The organism is Bacillus sp. AK25, from assembly GCF_048270685.1.
In the GTDB taxonomy this organism is placed as follows: Bacteria; Bacillota; Bacilli; order Bacillales; family Bacillaceae; genus Bacillus; species Bacillus altitudinis.
Map to the genome: position 1 here is coordinate 473,240 of NZ_JBLUWC010000001.1, position 16,736 is coordinate 489,975.

Genomic DNA, 16,736 nt, shown 5'->3' on the forward strand with positions numbered 1-16,736 from the left:
TGTGGCATCTTTAATCATATTGGAATGCTATGAAAAAGATGTAACAAGCACAGTTACATAAAAACTGATATTTTCATTGTAATCACTATATAGTTTGAAGTCAAGGTATAAAGTCTTGAAATCAAGATAAAAAGTTTGTAAATTTTTCTGAAACGCTTCAAGTCCGCGATTTAAGCAAAAAAACCTACTCCCATTGAACAAAAAATGGATCGATATCGCAAGTAAAGTGTTTGTAAATGCGCCCATCCTGCGTTTTTGAAAAAAAGGTGGATGACTTTAGGCCATCTGCTACAAGCATTTCTTCTTTTTTTTCGTATATATAAGAGAAGGCAGGAGAGAGTGAGGGATAAGAGTGGGACGATCCTATGTTGCGATTGGAGATTCCTTAACGGTTGGGGTGGGGGCACGTTTATTTGGCGGCGGTTTTACGGAGCGATATGCGGCGAAGCTTGAAAAGAAGCTGCATATACCGGTGAAACTGTCCGTATTTGCGAAATCAGGGTTAACAACGGAAGAGATCTTGCAGCTTTTTCAGCGGTCTGATGTAAGACGGGCAATTGCTCATGCTGACATCATCACCATCACAGGCTGCGGGAATGACCTTGTTCAAGCTGTTCTGCAGTATGAAAAAGGTGAAGATGAAAAGACACTGCTGCAAGCGTCTATGCATTGTCAGGCGAATTTTAGCAAAATGGTTCAAGAAATCGCTCTGATAAAAAGAGGTCAGCATCAACCATCCTGCGTATATTTATTGAATTTATATAATCCTTTTCCTGAGATTCCGATCGCCGAGAGATGGCTGAAGCAATACAACCATCACCTTCGCCAGCTTGCTGCGAATCCACATGTAGAAGTGGTGGATATTTACGGTGTATTTGAAGGTCATCAAAGCGCATACTTATCGATTGATCAATTTCATCCGAACCACAAAGGATATGAAGCAATGGCAGAAGCGCTGTTTCAACAATCCGCTAAGCAACTGTGATCCCGCGGGATTACAGTTTTTTTCATTCTTTTAAATGAAGGGCTGTTTCGATATGATAAAAGAAACAAAGACAAAAGAGGTGGATGCATGCAGGAGATGAGTGCGTATTTTCATGAATTGAAAGGAACAGCTTATGAGGTAGGAAAGCAGCAGGCTATTTGGCTGAAGGAACGCCCTTTGCTTAAAAAACAATACATTCAATCAGAACCGTTATCAAAAGAGGCTGTGAAGGAAACGAAGCAGCTGATTCGACCGTTTCTTCCTCAGTTAGAGGAAGAACTCACGGGATTTTGTGATGAAATGCAAATAGATGAAAGCGATTTGACCTTTTTCTATTCTTCGCATCTTCAGCCAGGCTGTTCCCATTGTGTGATGCAGGGGAATGAGGCTGCCAATCAACAGACGGTGATGCTGCGCAACTATGATTTTTCTCCGCTGTTTGATGATATGCGTCTTGTATCTACGCATGTGAAGGGCTCAGCAGTCCATACAGGCTCATCATTAATCTTATTTGGTCGATCGGATGGGATGAATGAGCATGGTCTATCGGTAACATTTTCTGCATGCGGTCCGCCTGTTGGCAACGAACCAGGCTTAAAGCCGCCGGCTGTTGCTGGCTTGCAAGTATATCATGTCATTCGTGCTGTGCTAGAGTCCTGTAAAACGGTGGAGGATGCCGTCCGTTTGGTACAGGAAATGCCCGTCGCATCTAATGTTCACCTAATGCTTGCTGACCGGAAGGGAGAGGCGGCTGTGATTGAAATGATTGATGGGCAAAAAAAGGTGAGAAGGCCGGAGCGTGGATTTATTGCGGCTACGAACCATCCGCTCGCTGATCACACGGCAAAAGGGTTGACGAAACATCATTCTGTTGTCAGGTACGACATGTTAATTCAAGCTTTAGAAGAACAGCCGTCAAGCGAGTCTCTTACGGAACTATTTCAGGCAGAATACCCTGCTGGTCTGACTGTGCACAATTATGAAGAGCTGTTTGGGACGATGCGAACCGTCATGTTTCGGCCGGAGGAAGGGACGATGGAGTATTGCTTTGGCTCTCCCGTCTATAATCCTACCTATTCATTAAAGGTCGGGGGCACACTGCCATTTCATGAACAAACGATTCAATTTCATCAAAAGGATTATGGACCTTCCTTTTGGAGAAACGTGTGAGTCTTTCATTTTGTCACAGCCAGTGTGCCAAATTTAGATCAACTTCAGGTTGCATCGATCAGTGAAAGCGTTTTATATTAAAGTGTGACAATAGACCTATTTAAGCAGAAGGAGGCATTTCATGTACATAACGGCACGAGAACAGAAAGTGATCAAATATATGATTCAGCAAAATCGTTATGTCACCATTCGTGAGATCGCCGATTCTGTTCAGGTAAGTACAAGAACCATTCATAGAGAACTTAAATCCATTAAACCTATTTTGAAGAATTACAACCTATCACTTGATAAACAGCCTGGGAAGGGCTTGAAGGCGGTCGGTGAACAGGAAGACAAACAGCGGCTTCTGTCTCATATTTCAAATGAAGATCAAATTGAATATAGTTCTGATGAACGGAAGCTCTTAATCCTGTGTGCCCTGCTTGAAGCAAAAGAACCGGTGAAATTATATACACTTGCAGCCGACTTGCAGGTTACAAATGCGACCATCAGCTACGACTTAGATGAACTGACGGACTGGATCGCTCCTTACGGTTTACTGCTTATCCGCAAGCGTGGGTACGGCATTGAATTAAAAGGGCCTGAGGAAGCCAAACGAAAAATTGTCGGGAACCTGATCGTTGACCGTCTCGACATTCAATTATTTCTCGAAACGATTGAGATGAATATTAAACATCGAACGAAAGCGACTGAAAAGGTGTTTGGGGTAGTCAGTCGAGGACAGTTGCTCAAGGTAGAAAGGCTGCTCTTTCATTTGAAAAACAGACTCTCTCTCTCGTTGTCAGATAGTGCCTATATTGCACTTGTCGTTCACTTAACCTATGCCATTGAACGCATTCAAATCGGTGAAACCATTCGGATGGAAGAGGAAGAATTGCTTGAATTAAAGCGGACGAAGGAATTTGAATCTTCACTCAGAATCGCACGAGCATTAGAACGCATGTTTAATGTAGAGATTCCTGAAGCTGAAGTTGGATACATGACCATCCATTTGCGCAGTGCAAATCGAAGCTTTACGGCAGAATACCGCATTGATGAGATTGAGTTAGATATCGCGCTGAGAACGAAGAAACTCATTGACTTTATTTCTCATAAAACAGGCTATCATTTAAATGAAAACGATTCATTGTATGAGGGACTCGTGTCTCATCTTGAACCAGCTATGAACCGTTTGAAAGAAAAGATGCGGATTTATAATCCGCTCACACAACAAATAAAAAAAGACTACTTCTTGCTGTTCATGGCGATTGAAGAAGGTGTGGAGCGCTTCTTTCCTGAGATCGAATTTCCAGAGGATGAAATTGCCTTTATCGTGCTTCATTTTGGTTCGGTGCTTGAAATTAAAAAAGAAGAAACCAAGATTCATGCATTGGTCGTTTGCTCAAGCGGTATCGGTTCGTCAAAAATGCTCGCATCACGATTAAAAAAAGAATTGCCTGAGATCGCCAAATTCGATCTATCTTCCTTAATGGAGCTAAAGGAAATCGACGCTGCGAGCTATGACATGATCGTATCAACCGTGCCGATCCCCTATGAGCATATTGATTACATTATGGTCAGCCCGCTCTTAAACGAGGATGACGCAGTGCGGGTCAAGTCTCATATTAAACGAAAAATTCCTTATCTGATTGAGAAAAAAAGAGCGCAGGAATCTGCAAAAGAATCGGTGGAGGAAACGGTTGATATGATAGGGATGGCAGAGCAAATCACGAATTATATGTCAGTGATTCGCAACATCTTGTCCCATTTTACAATCGAAAAAAAGAAGACGACGGAGCAGCATGAGTCAACAATGAGAGAGCTGATGCGTCAGGTTGAAAGTCAAGGCTATTTAGAACGTGCAGACGAAGTGACAGTCGGTTTACTTGAGCGTGAGCAGCAAGGTGGTTTAGGCATTCCGGGAACTGAGTTTGCTCTTTTTCACTTAAAGCATAATCTCATTAAGAAACCGGTCTTTCATATCTATGATCTTGATGAGGCATATGAGATCAAAAGCATGGATGGCGGGCAACAGCTCATGTCCAGAATGCTCCTCATGCTGGCGCCGCTAGAGCTTGGCAAAGAAGGGTCTGAAATGTTTAGCCTGATCAGTTCATCCATCATTGAAAGCGAAGAAAGCATGGCGCTTTATGGACAAGGAACAAAGGAAGAGATTGAACAGAAATTACATCAACTTTTTTATCAATTTGTCAAAGAGGCAAAATGGTAAGAAAAAAGCCGAGAGCTTATTCGCTTCTCGGCTTTTTTGCTGTGACACAGACAGCAAGTGTGGGACGAATCTCTTCATATTCAACAGAAAACTGATCAAAACCAGCAAATTCTAAGTCATTGAGGATGCTTTCGCCCATTTCTTTTGTCCGATTGGCGTCCGCTCCTTTTTCTCTTGGCTGCATCACAATGACGAGTGTTCCGCCAGGTTTCAAGGTGTGATAAAGGTTGAGTGCGCCAGCCTTTGGGTCATCCCAAATCGTATAATTGTTAACAGAAAGTACTTTGTCATACTGATCCGCCGGCAGGCGTGTTTTTTCAATTTTTCCGACATACAGCCGGACCTGCTTCTCTTTGGATCGTTTCTTTATACGCGAATGCGCCTGTTCCTTCATAGTTGAAGAAGCATCTAGTCCATCAATGTGAAGATCGTCATAATGCTTGAGCATATGTTTGATGCTATAGCCGGGGCCATAGCCTATTTCCAATATGTTTTCACCATCTGATAAATCTAAATGCTGGATCGCCCATTGATTCAGTGCCTTATTTTCATTTGCCATAATAAAACCTGCGATGCTTCCGAGCCAGCCTTTTGGTCTGCTAAAGGTTTTAGAAATGGTTGACAGCATGTGAGAACGCTCCTTTTTTATGTTTATGTAACCGATTTTTCCCATCCTGAAACCTGTCAGTTTTCAAAACGCATCGATGACGCATAGGGATGTTTGAGTGAAAAAATGAAGTGGTAATGAAAGGATACATCAACAAATCAAGGAGGAGCTTACACATGGATTTACGTGAATACTTAACAAATGGCATTCCGCGCCAAACGCAGGATCAGCAGCCGGGCAGTGAAAGAGAAATGAATCCTGCGCCGATCTATGAGGATGAATCGTATAAAGGGTCTGGTAAGCTAAAAGGAAAAGTAGCGCTGATTACAGGTGGAGACAGCGGAATTGGACGTGCCGTTTCTGTTGCGTATGCCAAAGAAGGAGCTCATGTCGCGATCGTATACTTAAATGAACATGAGGATGCAGAAGATACGCAAAAACGTGTAGAACAGGAAGGCGTTAAATGTTTAACGATTGCAGGGGATGTCGGGGACGAAGCCTTTTGCGAGAAAGCGGTAGAAAAGACAGTTGAAGCCTTTGGGAAGCTGGACATCTTAGTCAATAATGCGGCCGAACAGCATCCGAAAGAACGTATTCAAGATATTTCTAGTGAACAGCTTCACCAAACCTTTAGAACCAATTTCTATTCTTATTTTTATTTTACGAAGAAGGCACTCGATTACTTAAAACCGGGAAGTTCCATTATTAATACAACATCTATTAACCCGTATCGAGGCAACAAAGTGCTCATTGATTATACGGCGACAAAAGGGGCCATCAACGGCTTTACTCGTTCTATGGCACAGTCGCTTGTGAAAGATGGAATTCGGGTCAACGGTGTAGCACCCGGTCCAATTTGGACGCCGCTCATTCCATCTACATTTGATGAAGACAGTGTCGAAAACTTCGGGGCCGAGACACCAATGGGAAGACCAGGACAGCCTGTGGAGCATGTAGGCTGCTATGTACTTCTTGCTTCAGACGAATCGTCTTATATGACGGGACAGACACTTCATGTCAACGGCGGTTCGTTTATGAATACATGATCAATAGCACGCCGCCCAGATTTAATTGGGCGGTGTGTTTAGTATTTCTTCCGATTCTTCTGTACAGATGAGACAGACCATATGATAATGCCCACAACAACCGCTGCAATAACAAGTGAACTCAAATGGAACATCGTTTCATGATGCATATTCAACTACTTCCCCTTTCAATGTATCCGTTTTTTATAGCATCAGCTAGAAGATGTCTTTTTATGAAAAACACATTTCTTTGTTTAATGAATGGATTGTCGTGGAAACCTAAGAGTACGGATGACATTTTGAAGGAGTGAAGATACATGTCACAAGAAGAGTTAAAACAAAAGGTAATGAACTTATTAGACGAACAAAAAGTGGGAACATTGGCGACTGTTGAACAAGATAAGCCGCATACCCGCTATATGACTTTTTTTCATGATGGGCTGACATTATATACACCAACAAGCAAAGAAACACATAAAGCGGATGAGATTGAAAAAAATCCGAATGTTCATATTCTCATTGGTTATTCAGGTGAAGGATTTGGGGACACATATGCAGAAATCGCAGGTAAAGCCACATTAACGGATGATCCAGAATTGATCGACCGCCTTTGGTCTGATGAGATGGAGAAATGGTTTAAAGGAAAAGATGATCCAAACCTAGTGATCCTTAAGATTGACCCAACCTCCATTCGTTATATGAACGAAGGAAACCGGACACCAGCAGAATTATCACTTTAACACTTGCGTAAGTTGGGGGAACGTGTTATAGTTTTATATTAAGTGTTGAAATAGCAAATAAATAAAGAAAGTAAACTTTCTTTTTTCTATGACATAATGAGAAGCAATAGAGCTTCTACTTGATAAGAACGAGACGCTGTCAAAGCGAACAAACTTATTCTTTTCCTTCTGCAACCGCCCCCTATAAAAGCGGAAGAATGGAAAAAAGACGTTTTGATTTACAATTCACACTGGCACGGCTTCGGAGCCGTAAGGACGAATGAGAGGTAGGGCTTTCGTTGTCTTGTTATCCAGAACTTCCATGGCGTTTACTTTCAAACGTAGGTTCACTCGGAACACATATGACACACTGATATGATCGAATCTTAATTCATACACTCCGTGACGGAGATTAAACATTGATTATTTATTTGCATGAAAAGAGTAAGAAACGGGCTGCCATCTATTTGGCAGCCTTTTTACGTTTTAAACAATAAAATAGGAAAAAGGAAGATAAAAGCGGATACCATCCGCATGACATCCCCTTCAAAAAGATTCGCCGCTAACAATAGAACAACGAACACTCATCGACAGAAAGAGGAAATGCTTCATCATCACTCACTTCGCCCTTTCTTCTGATACCTCCAAATCCGGCCAATAAAAAAGAACATCACCGTAAACAAAATAGAGAAGATCAACATGTCCAGCAGTGTCACGTCTCTATCTGGATGCACAACCCCAAACCAAACCCATTGAAGAACAAAAGAGATAGCAAAATAAAAGATGGATTCTTTCATGAAATTCTCCTTTTTACTTGTTTTTTTGACTGTTTAGCCACACCATCCAGATGAAAAAGGAACAAATGGCGCATGCGAGCAAAGTGACAGGCGGCAAGGTGTACCAGCCAGTCAGCCCCTTTACAAAGCACATATAAAAAAAGAAAATGGTCATAGATACGAGCACCCCTTGCTTGAACCAACGGGGAACACGCAGCCAAGCCGCTAGAATGATCGATGATAGCTTATCCATTGAGATAACATCCTTTTTTTGAATCTAATTGGATTTTATCGTAAACAATCAAATATGTAAAATATGGATTTAGAAAGTTGGAATGGTATTCTTCTAGCATGAAACATTCTCGCTGCACTGACGTATAAGAAAAAGGAACTCCATGAAAGGAAGCGATCAAGTGAAAAGAATACCAGTGATTTTCCTCAGGTATATTGTCTTCTTTATTCCAGCAATCATTCTTAGTGTCTTGGTGTGGAACCATTACCAAGATGATTTGTCAGCAGGGAAAGCGACGCAAGATGACGTCAAACAAATATTTACATTCGATGAAGGAAAACGAGTAGTGAGTGCTGTATCAAAAAACCAGCAGCTCCATTTTGCAATGTATGATCCCCAATCAGGAAAAAGAATCAGTGAATGGACCACGGAAAGCGATACGTTTAATGAAATGCTGCCATCCATTCAAGGGAACCATCTCTTACTTGCTTTAAAAAATAAAGACGAGCAGCTGTTGATCGAAAAACTGTCTCCAAGCGGAGCAAAGAAAGAACTCGTCAAGCAAAACTTACAGATTCCCTCATTTTTAAAAACGAATACATATCAATGGAATGGACGTCTCGTGTTTACAGGAGAAATGGAAGGCGCTGCTGCGGTCCTCGGTGAGCTAAAGAATGGTCAGTTTCATGTCCACAATCTCAACGAGCTGAAGCTGCCAGCAAGACCTGTTTCCATCGATGTCGTCATGAATTCTTTTAGAGGGCAGACCCCATTCCCTATGTTTGAATTGACTTTGAAAAATGACCAGAAGGCGTATGTCAGCGGAATCTCAAACGAGAAGCATCAGCTTGGGGTCTATGTCTCCAAAAGTGCCGAACCGTTTAGCCTCATTGAAGATAAAGTCGTGCAGCAACTGAAAAAAACGATCGGATCATCACAAAACGTTGCTGTCGCTGTCGAATCCAACTATCCAAAAAGACCAAGGAAAGTGGATGCAGAGGGAAGGCTTGGGGAAGTCGTCCCAACACCAAAACCGATGTACCAAACTTTTATCTACCAGCTGAATGAAGAAGAAGTTCTTCTTTTAGGCTCTACAGCAAAGGACGAAGCAAAAGGCAAGCTAACTGGTTATATTTATAATCATCGCACGAATAAGGCGACGTCTGCCAGCAAGCTGTCTCAGTCGTTGTCATATGAATCTTTACAAAAAGAAGATCTCTCTTTTCATAAAAATGTGAAGAGCGATTGGCTCTATTATTCACTTGGCAACCAATTAACGGGGGCCTTTGAGACGAAAAGCAAACAGCTAAAGGAATTCCCTTTGCAAAAGGTCATCTCAATCGAAAATGCCAGTCCAGCCCACCAAACGTCTGTTGACACCTTTATACAATATGTCATGAAGGGCGGACCACTCATTCTCAACTGGGCGATATGGCTCTTTATCCCACTGCTGTTATTTGTGCTAGCGATCTTTCTGCCACCGATTTTGAGACTGATGAGAAAGAACAAGATAAAGGACAGTGTCACATTAGAAGCCAATATTGTATCTGTCAAAGAAACGGGTACTTACATCAATGAACAGCCGCTCGTCAACATGCAGCTTCAATTTCAATATGATGGGGAAAATATCGAGAAGGCGGTTAAAACGGTTGTATCCTATACTCAGATACCGCAACCGGGTCAGCGTATCGCCATTCTCTACAATCCGAAAAAGAAAAAAGCGATGCTCTTAAAAGAGGGCGACTTCTCGCAGCCAAGCGAGCCAAAGTTCATCAAAGGCGCTATTTTAAGAAACATAGAATCATATGGAACCGTAGGACGAGGCACCGTCTTATCACTTACATTTGAAGCAGATCAGAAAAGGTATACCATTCCGATGGTTCAAGCAGCTGGTTTTGAATTTAAAATAGGAGAAAAAGCCGATCTCGTTGACATCAGCGGTCAGTTGAAAATGGCAGCCTATAGCCATGAAGTGCGGAATCGATCGGGGAAAGACGTGACATTGACAGGAACGATCCAACGGGTGAAGCAATATCCAGTCACAATTCATGATCAGAAGCCTATTATGCTGGATGTGACGGTTTCTAGCGGAGATCAATCCATCACAAAAACGGTCAGTCAATTCATACCTGACCATATGGAGGTCGCGCCAGGAACTCAAATCACGATGCAGACAAAACAAGAAGAGCTGGATAAAGAAATCAGTCTTATGCAAGAGAAACAAGGAAGTGCAAAAGTGACCCATGTCACATTTTCCGGTGTCATCGGCAACCAGCCGTTAGCGATCATTCAGATTGAGAGAGAAGGCGTGATGTATGAAGTGAAACAGCCAATCGATCCGATCACTAGCGTACTGCCAGGTGATGAATTATGGGTGGCATATCACGAAATGACACGTCAAGCAGCCATTGTGAAATATGCATCGATTTAAAAAATACGTCAGCGTGTAGAAAAAGGGCTAAAACGAATGTCGTTTTAGCCCTTTTGATTAAGCTTTTGTATCATACTGGCGAAGCACCTTGTCATAGGCGAAGTTGCCGAAAGGAATGAATGCCGCAAAGAATCCGGCGATGGACCATTTCAAATGCCAGCGAACTTTAAATGTCACATATGCCAAAATGAGCATATAGATCACAAACAATGCGCCATGAAGAGAGCCCACAATGGTGACCGCCATCGGAATATCCGCAAAATATTTTAGAGGCATGGCAATTAAAAGAAGGGTTAAAAGAGACATACCCTCAATAAAACCCGCCTGTCTCAGACGGCTAATACTTGTATGCATATACAAATCCTCCTGTATAAAAGCTAGTTTCTCATCTTCTAATATAAACGAAAGATCGCCTGAACATGCGATAATCTACGAAAAATTCAAAATATGTTCAACGAATGCTTAAAAAATGGGAAATGACACGCGTTACTTTTCGGTTGTTTCAGAGAGTACTTGCTTTAAATGCGCCACATCATGTATGAGGTGGTCTGTCATCGCCTGAACGGCTGCCGCAGCCCGGCGTTCTTTTATTAGAGTGAAAATGGCCGTATGCTCTTTTTGAATCGTCTCAGCTCGAGGCCCGCTGCTAAAATGAAAGATGCGGCAATAATGAATGAGCGCATTCACGTGATTTAATTGTTTAGATAAACGGTGATTGTGACTGGCTTGAATGATTGTTTGATGAAACGCTTCGTGTAACTGAACGATATCCTGAGATGGCAGCTGCTGTTTGATTGCTTCGTCTGCCTTCGTGAGCACCTGTTCAATGTCATCTATCTCTCTATCTGTGGCTTCTTTGCAGGCAAGCTTAACGGCAAGCGTTTCTAAAGCCATTCGGACTTGATAGAGTTCCTCGACATCCCGCTCTGTTAACGTATAGACAGAGTAGCCTGATTTAGGATCAGCAATTAAAAGTTCGTCCTTTTCTAAAAGCCGCATGGCTTCTCTCACTGGTGAGCGGCTTACGCCAAATTGTTTGGCAAGCTGCGTTTCATTGATGCGCTCTCCTGGCTGAAACTGGCCATCAAAAATCATTTGCTTCAGCTGTTCATAAAATTGCATGTGATACGGTGCTGGTCTTTCCATCTCGAATGAATTCATCCCATCATTCCCTCTTTTGTACATCATCTTTTGTCTCATGTTATCCAAGTTCTTCCCTCTAGGCAAGCCTGCATCGAAAAGTCAATATCGTACAATCCAAGAGAAAAAGGGTGTGCTACACTAATGATCAGCTCAGTGAAAAGAGGGGATCGACATGAGAATACTAGAGGAACGAACAGTCCATTTTGACCAGGACTTGCAAATAGAGGCGTATCGCTTTCATGCCATCATCAAAAAGTTCCCAAAACATTTTCATCCATACTATGTGATTGGATTTATTGAAGGCGGTCAAAGACGTATGTTCTGCCAAAATCAAGAATACATCATTGAAAAAGGAGATATACTTCTTTTCAATCCGTACGATAACCACGCATGTGAACAATTTGATCACATGCCGCTAGATTATCGCAGCTTAAATATTGAACCAGAGGTGCTGGAGAAGGTCTTTCAGCACAAGCCGCATTTTAAAGCCCCTGTGGTTTCACAAAGTGAACTAGCAAAGCAATTATATGATCTTCATCAAATGATCACAGAAGAAGCTCCTGCTTTGAATAAACAGGAAGCCTTTTACTTTTTGATGAAGCAGTTGATCGAAACCTATTCTGATACACCAGAGGAAAAAGCATCAGCAGCCAATGCCAATGAACAAAAAGTCCAAAACGTACAGCAATATATTGAAACACATCTCACGGAAAATATATCGTTAGATGACTTAGGTGAGCTTGTGTCCATGAACAAATATTCATTGCTGCGTGCTTTTACAAAGTTCAGAGGAATTACGCCGTATCGTTATTTACAGACAATCAGGGTGAACTATGCGAAGGAACTTCTCGCCCAAGGAATGAAGCCAATAGATGTAGCTGCTGCCGCTGGATTTTCTAATCAAAGTCATTTGACTCATTTCTTTTCCGAATTTATTGGGCTTACGCCAGGGCAGTATCAGCAAATTTTTGCAAAGCAGGTAATAGCAAAATGAAAAATAAACAGCTTCTTGGTCTTCTAGCAGCCATGCTCACCATTTTTTTATGGGGATCTACTTTTATATCAACCAAAATATTATTAACGGCTTTTTCTCCAACAGAGATTTTATTTTTTCGTTTTTTCCTTGGGTACCTTGCCCTGATGATCATTTATCCAGTCACCATGAAGGTGCAGCATAGAAAGCATGAAGGGATGTTTGCGCTCGCAGGGTTATGCGGTGTGGTCTTATACTATTTTTTAGAAAATGTTGCACTTACCTATACGTTCGCTTCGAATGCAGGTGTTATCAGCTCCGTTGTCCCATTTTTCTCTTTTCTATTGTCTTATTTTTTATTAAAAGATGAGCCGCTACATAGCCGGTTTTTTATCGGTTTTTTCATTGCGATGACGGGAATTGTGCTGATTAGCTTGAACGGGATGACGACATTCCAATTGAATCCACTCGGCGATGCTTTAGCATTTATGGCTACCATTGTCTGGGCATTTTATTCCATTTTATCGAAAATGATCAATCAATATGGCTACCATATTATTCAGGTGACAAGACGTGTCTTCTTTTACGGGCTTTTATGGATGATTCCACTGATCTGGCATTTTAAGATTCGTTTAGACTGGGAGCGGTTGACGAATCCATCGTTTGCCTTCCACTTGCTGTTTTTAGGCGTCTTTGCATCTGCTATTTGTTTTCTGACATGGAGCTTTTCCGTGAAGACGATCGGTGTGGTGAAATCGAGTATCTACATTTATGGCGTTCCAATCATCACGATGGTCATTTCAATGATCGTTCTCCATGAGAGATTGACCTTCATGTCACTGCTCGGAACAGCTCTGACTTTGGGAGGATTGCTTCTTTCAGATAAAAAAGGAGCAGGTAGAAAAAAACAGTCAGTCCCATTACAGTTGCAGAACAAAAAGGCGCTTTGATCAAAAAGCGTCTTTTTGTTTATTGAAAGAACATAAACTCTTTAGTAAACTCAACTTAATCGGTCGACGGTCGACCATTCATAAGGGGGAGAATACAATGAAACACTTTTCGATTGCGACGATACCTGGTGATGGGGTAGGAAAAGAAGTTGTACCAGAAGCAGTACGTGTTTTGAAAGCGATATCAGAGGTGCATGGCGGTCTGACTTTTTCTTTTCAGGATTTTCCGTGGAGCTGCGAATACTATTTAGAGCATGGCGAGATGATGCCAAAGGATGGATTGGAACAATTGAAAGCCTTTGACAGTATTTTCTTAGGGGCTGTCGGTGATGCCAACTTAGTGCCTGATCATATCTCGCTTTGGGGACTGCTCATAAAAATTAGACGGGAATTTGAACAGGTGATTAACGTTAGACCTGCAAAACAGCTGAGCGGCATCCGTTCTCCGCTTGCTCAGCCAAAAGATTTCGATCTACTAGTTGTAAGAGAAAATGGAGAAGGCGAATATAGTGAAATTGGGGGCCGGATTTATCAAGGGGAGGATCAGCTTGCGATTCAAAATGCCGTCTTCTCTAGAAAAGGGACAGAACGTGCGATGCGTTTTGCTTTTCAATTAGCAGAAAAGAGACGAAAGCATGTAACAAGTGCAACAAAGTCAAACGGCATCGTGCATACCATGCCATTTTGGGATGAAGTGTTTCAAGACGTCTCAAAGGACTACCCTAATGTGGCGGCAGATTCTCAGCACATTGATGCACTCTCAGCCTTCTTTGTCACAAGACCAGAGAAATTCGATGTGATTGTTGCCAGCAATTTATTTGGTGACATTTTGACGGATCTTGGTGCCGCTATCATGGGTAGTATTGGTGTCGCACCAGCAGCCAATATCAATGTAAATGGCAAATATCCATCCATGTTTGAGCCAGTACATGGATCAGCACCAGATATCGCTGGAAAAGGGATCGCAAACCCTATCGGACAAATTTGGACCGCTAAACTTATGCTTGATCATTTTGGAGAGGAAGAATTAGGCACACACCTTCTCGATACGATTGAATCTGTCACAGCAGACGGCTTTTTAACGGCAGATATCGGCGGAGCTTATCAAACACAAGAGGTCACAAACGAAATCATTAAACGATTGAAGAAATAATCCGTCATTAGAACCGCATCTCCACGTCTGCTATAATAAAAGGATGGATAGAAGAAAGAGATGTGAAATCTAGTGTCAAAAACAGTTGTATTAGCAGAGAAACCTTCAGTTGGACGTGACCTTGCACGTGTACTGAAGTGTCATAAAAAAGGAAATGGTTTCTTAGAAGGAGATCAATACATTGTCACGTGGGCGCTTGGTCACTTGGTGACACTGGCTGATCCAGAAGGCTACGGGAAAGAATTTCAATCCTGGCGTCTAGAGGATTTACCAATTATTCCAGAACCACTCAAGCTTGTCGTGATGAAAAAGACAGGGAAACAGTTCCAAGCGGTCAAAGCGCAGCTGGCGAGAAAAGATGTAAAAGACATTGTCATCGCAACAGATGCTGGACGTGAAGGGGAGCTTGTGGCAAGGTGGATTCTTGAAAAAGCACATGTGAAAAAGCCTCTGAAACGCCTATGGATTTCGTCTGTTACAGACAAAGCCATTCAAGAAGGGTTCAAACGATTAAAAGACGGCAGAGAGTATGATAACCTGTATCGCTCGGCGGTTGCGCGTGCAGAGGCAGACTGGATTGTAGGAATCAACGCAACAAGAGCGCTGACAACGAAGTTCAATGCGCAGTTATCCTGTGGACGTGTGCAAACGCCAACGATTGCTATGATCGCCAAGCGAGAGGAAGACATTCAGCAATTCCAGCCGAAGCCGTTCTTTGGGCTGACGGCACAAGTAGACGGACTGACGCTGACTTGGCAGGATGCAAAGACCAAACAAAACCGTACATTCCAAGAGGATGTAGTGACGGAGCGCTTGGCAGCCTGTAAAGGAAAACCTGCAGTGATTGATGCACTGAAAAAAACAGCGAAAAAAGCCTTTGCTCCAGGATTGTATGACCTGACAGAATTGCAGCGTGATGCCCATAAACGCTACGGTTTTTCAGCAAAAGAAACACTGTCTACACTTCAGCGTCTGTATGAACAGCATAAGCTCGTCACGTACCCGCGTACAGATTCACGTTTTATTTCGGCAGATATCGTTCCCACATTAAAAGATCGACTCAAAGGAATGAACGTTAGACCTTACGCGCAGCATGTTAATCGCATTCTACAATCAGGCATTAAAGCACATAAAGGTTTTGTCAACGACGCCAAAGTGTCAGATCACCATGCGATCATTCCAACCGAGGAAGAGCTGTATCCGGGTGCATTAAGTGATAAAGAGAGTAAATTATATGACCTGATTGCCAAGCGATTCCTCGCTGTACTGATGACCCCTTTTGAATATGAGGAAACCACAGTGATCGCCAAGATCGGCAGTGAGACATTCACAGCGAAAGGAAAAATTGTGCAATCAGCCGGTTGGAAAGCCGTGTACGATGATTCCTATGAAGACGAGGAATCAGCTGAAGCAGATCAGCACTTGCCGGCATTAACAGAGGGGCAGTCACTTGACGTACGCCAATTAAAAGAGACAAAAGGCGAAACGAAACCTCCTGCTCGTTTTAACGAAGCGACCCTTTTATCTGCCATGGAGAACCCGTCTGCATTTATGGAGAACAAGGAAAAGGACTTAGTGAAAACCCTTGGCGAAACGGGTGGATTGGGGACAGTGGCAACTCGAGCGGATATCATTGAGAAACTGTTTAACAGCTTCTTAATTGAGAAAAAAGGCAAAGACATCTTCATCACATCGAAAGGGAAGCAGCTGCTTTCTTTAGTACCTGAAGATTTAAAGTCACCTGCGTTAACAGCGGAATGGGAACAAAAGCTTTCTAAAATTGCGAAAGGCCAATTGAAAGCTTCTCAATTCATGAGTGAAATGAAGTCATATGCAAAACAAGCCGTATCTGAAATCAAACAAACGAACCAAACCTTTAAGCATGACAACATGACAGGCACACATTGCCCTGACTGCGGAAAACTCATGTTAAAAGTGAACGGGAAAAACGGCACCATGCTTGTTTGTCAGGATAGAGAATGCGGACATCGAAAAAATGTGGCAAAGAAAACAAATGCACGCTGCCCGAACTGTCATAAAAAGCTTGAGCTGCGCGGGGAAGGTGATGGCAAAATATTTGCCTGTGTTTGTGGTCATAGAGAGAAACTGTCTGTTTTCGAAAAACGCAAATCACAATCCAATCAAAAACGAGCCAGTAAGCACGATGTGTCTAAATATATGAAAAAACAAAAGAAAGTGGAAGAACCAATCAATAACGCACTTGCAGAACAATTGAAGAAACTAAAATTAGATCAATAGTTGTGTAAAAACCCATGTGAATTCGCATGGGTTTTTTGTTTGTTCGAGTATTTTGACATGTTATTTTTCTGTAAATGGAAATATGTAAGCGAAAAGACTCGTAA

At 42.3% G+C, this 16,736-nt stretch carries 15 protein-coding genes; 10 read left to right on the top strand and 5 right to left on the bottom strand.

Annotated elements, in window-relative coordinates; translation table 11 throughout:
* Positions 1–352 precede the first annotated feature (352 nt).
* The 3 genes from ACNO7B_RS02310 (at position 353) to ACNO7B_RS02320 (ending at position 4,364) form a co-directional block, all read left to right on the top strand.
* Entirely contained in the window at positions 353–985 is a 633-nt protein-coding gene (locus ACNO7B_RS02310; RefSeq protein WP_417901111.1) for a GDSL-type esterase/lipase family protein, read from the top strand.
* An 87-nt stretch (positions 986–1,072) separates the two neighbouring features.
* Positions 1,073–2,155 (top strand): C45 family autoproteolytic acyltransferase/hydolase, encoded by a 1,083-nt coding sequence (locus tag ACNO7B_RS02315; protein ID WP_417901112.1) that lies wholly within the window; start codon positions 1,073–1,075, stop codon positions 2,153–2,155.
* A 121-nt stretch (positions 2,156–2,276) separates the two neighbouring features.
* Entirely contained in the window at positions 2,277–4,364 is a 2,088-nt protein-coding gene (locus ACNO7B_RS02320) for a BglG family transcription antiterminator (protein WP_410685545.1), read from the top strand.
* Between the two features lie 16 nt (positions 4,365–4,380).
* Here the strand turns inward: ACNO7B_RS02320 and ACNO7B_RS02325 are convergent, their stop codons facing one another.
* The gene (locus ACNO7B_RS02325) at positions 4,381–4,992 is read right to left on the bottom strand and encodes a class I SAM-dependent methyltransferase (RefSeq protein ID WP_041091156.1); all 612 of its coding nucleotides are present in this window, start codon (positions 4,990–4,992) and stop codon (positions 4,381–4,383) included.
* 155 nt (positions 4,993–5,147) lie between these two features.
* Here ACNO7B_RS02325 and ACNO7B_RS02330 point away from each other — a divergent pair, with 155 nt between their 5' ends.
* Both ACNO7B_RS02330 and ACNO7B_RS02335 read left to right on the top strand, forming a co-directional pair.
* Positions 5,148–6,017, top strand: coding sequence for an SDR family oxidoreductase (locus ACNO7B_RS02330; protein ID WP_008347170.1), 870 nt, complete (start codon positions 5,148–5,150; stop codon positions 6,015–6,017).
* 296 nt (positions 6,018–6,313) lie between these two features.
* Positions 6,314–6,736, top strand: coding sequence for a pyridoxamine 5'-phosphate oxidase family protein (locus ACNO7B_RS02335; RefSeq protein ID WP_410685544.1), 423 nt, complete (start codon positions 6,314–6,316; stop codon positions 6,734–6,736).
* 593 nt (positions 6,737–7,329) lie between these two features.
* Here ACNO7B_RS02335 and ACNO7B_RS02340 read toward each other — a convergent pair.
* Both ACNO7B_RS02340 and ACNO7B_RS02345 read right to left on the bottom strand, forming a co-directional pair.
* Positions 7,330–7,512: a hypothetical protein gene (locus tag ACNO7B_RS02340; protein WP_410685543.1), complete on the bottom strand. Its 183-nt coding sequence runs from the start codon at positions 7,510–7,512 to the stop codon at positions 7,330–7,332.
* A gap of 13 nt (positions 7,513–7,525) precedes the next feature.
* Positions 7,526–7,744 carry a hypothetical protein gene (locus ACNO7B_RS02345; RefSeq protein ID WP_039963137.1) on the bottom strand — a complete coding sequence of 73 codons (219 nt, stop codon included), beginning with the start codon at positions 7,742–7,744 and terminating at the stop codon, positions 7,526–7,528.
* Between the two features lie 160 nt (positions 7,745–7,904).
* On the opposite strand from ACNO7B_RS02345, the gene ACNO7B_RS02350 reads away from it, so the two are divergent.
* Complete coding sequence (locus ACNO7B_RS02350) at positions 7,905–10,154, top strand: hypothetical protein (protein ID WP_417901113.1); 2,250 nt, start codon at positions 7,905–7,907, stop codon at positions 10,152–10,154.
* A gap of 57 nt (positions 10,155–10,211) precedes the next feature.
* Here the strand turns inward: ACNO7B_RS02350 and ACNO7B_RS02355 are convergent, their stop codons facing one another.
* Together ACNO7B_RS02355 and ACNO7B_RS02360 are read right to left on the bottom strand one after the other, a co-directional pair.
* Entirely contained in the window at positions 10,212–10,508 is a 297-nt protein-coding gene (locus ACNO7B_RS02355) for a DUF3817 domain-containing protein (RefSeq protein WP_008347156.1), read from the bottom strand.
* A 132-nt stretch (positions 10,509–10,640) separates the two neighbouring features.
* Positions 10,641–11,315, bottom strand: coding sequence for a GntR family transcriptional regulator (locus tag ACNO7B_RS02360; RefSeq protein WP_417901114.1), 675 nt, complete (start codon positions 11,313–11,315; stop codon positions 10,641–10,643).
* Between the two features lie 154 nt (positions 11,316–11,469).
* On the opposite strand from ACNO7B_RS02360, the gene ACNO7B_RS02365 reads away from it, so the two are divergent.
* The 4 genes from ACNO7B_RS02365 to topB all read left to right on the top strand — a co-directional run bounded on the left by ACNO7B_RS02365 (position 11,470) and on the right by topB (position 16,632).
* Positions 11,470–12,291, top strand: coding sequence for an AraC family ligand binding domain-containing protein (locus tag ACNO7B_RS02365; protein ID WP_417901115.1), 822 nt, complete (start codon positions 11,470–11,472; stop codon positions 12,289–12,291).
* Positions 12,288–13,220 (top strand): DMT family transporter, encoded by a 933-nt coding sequence (locus tag ACNO7B_RS02370; protein WP_417901116.1) that lies wholly within the window; start codon positions 12,288–12,290, stop codon positions 13,218–13,220. The genes ACNO7B_RS02365 and ACNO7B_RS02370 overlap by 4 nt, the downstream gene beginning before the upstream one ends.
* Positions 13,221–13,317: 97 nt before the next feature.
* Positions 13,318–14,373 (top strand): tartrate dehydrogenase, encoded by a 1,056-nt coding sequence (locus ACNO7B_RS02375; RefSeq protein WP_148780839.1) that lies wholly within the window; start codon positions 13,318–13,320, stop codon positions 14,371–14,373.
* 72 nt (positions 14,374–14,445) lie between these two features.
* A complete protein-coding gene (topB, locus tag ACNO7B_RS02380; RefSeq protein WP_417901117.1) occupies positions 14,446–16,632 on the top strand; it encodes a DNA topoisomerase III in 2,187 nt (728 codons plus the stop codon).
* Positions 16,633–16,736: the final 104 nt, after the last annotated feature.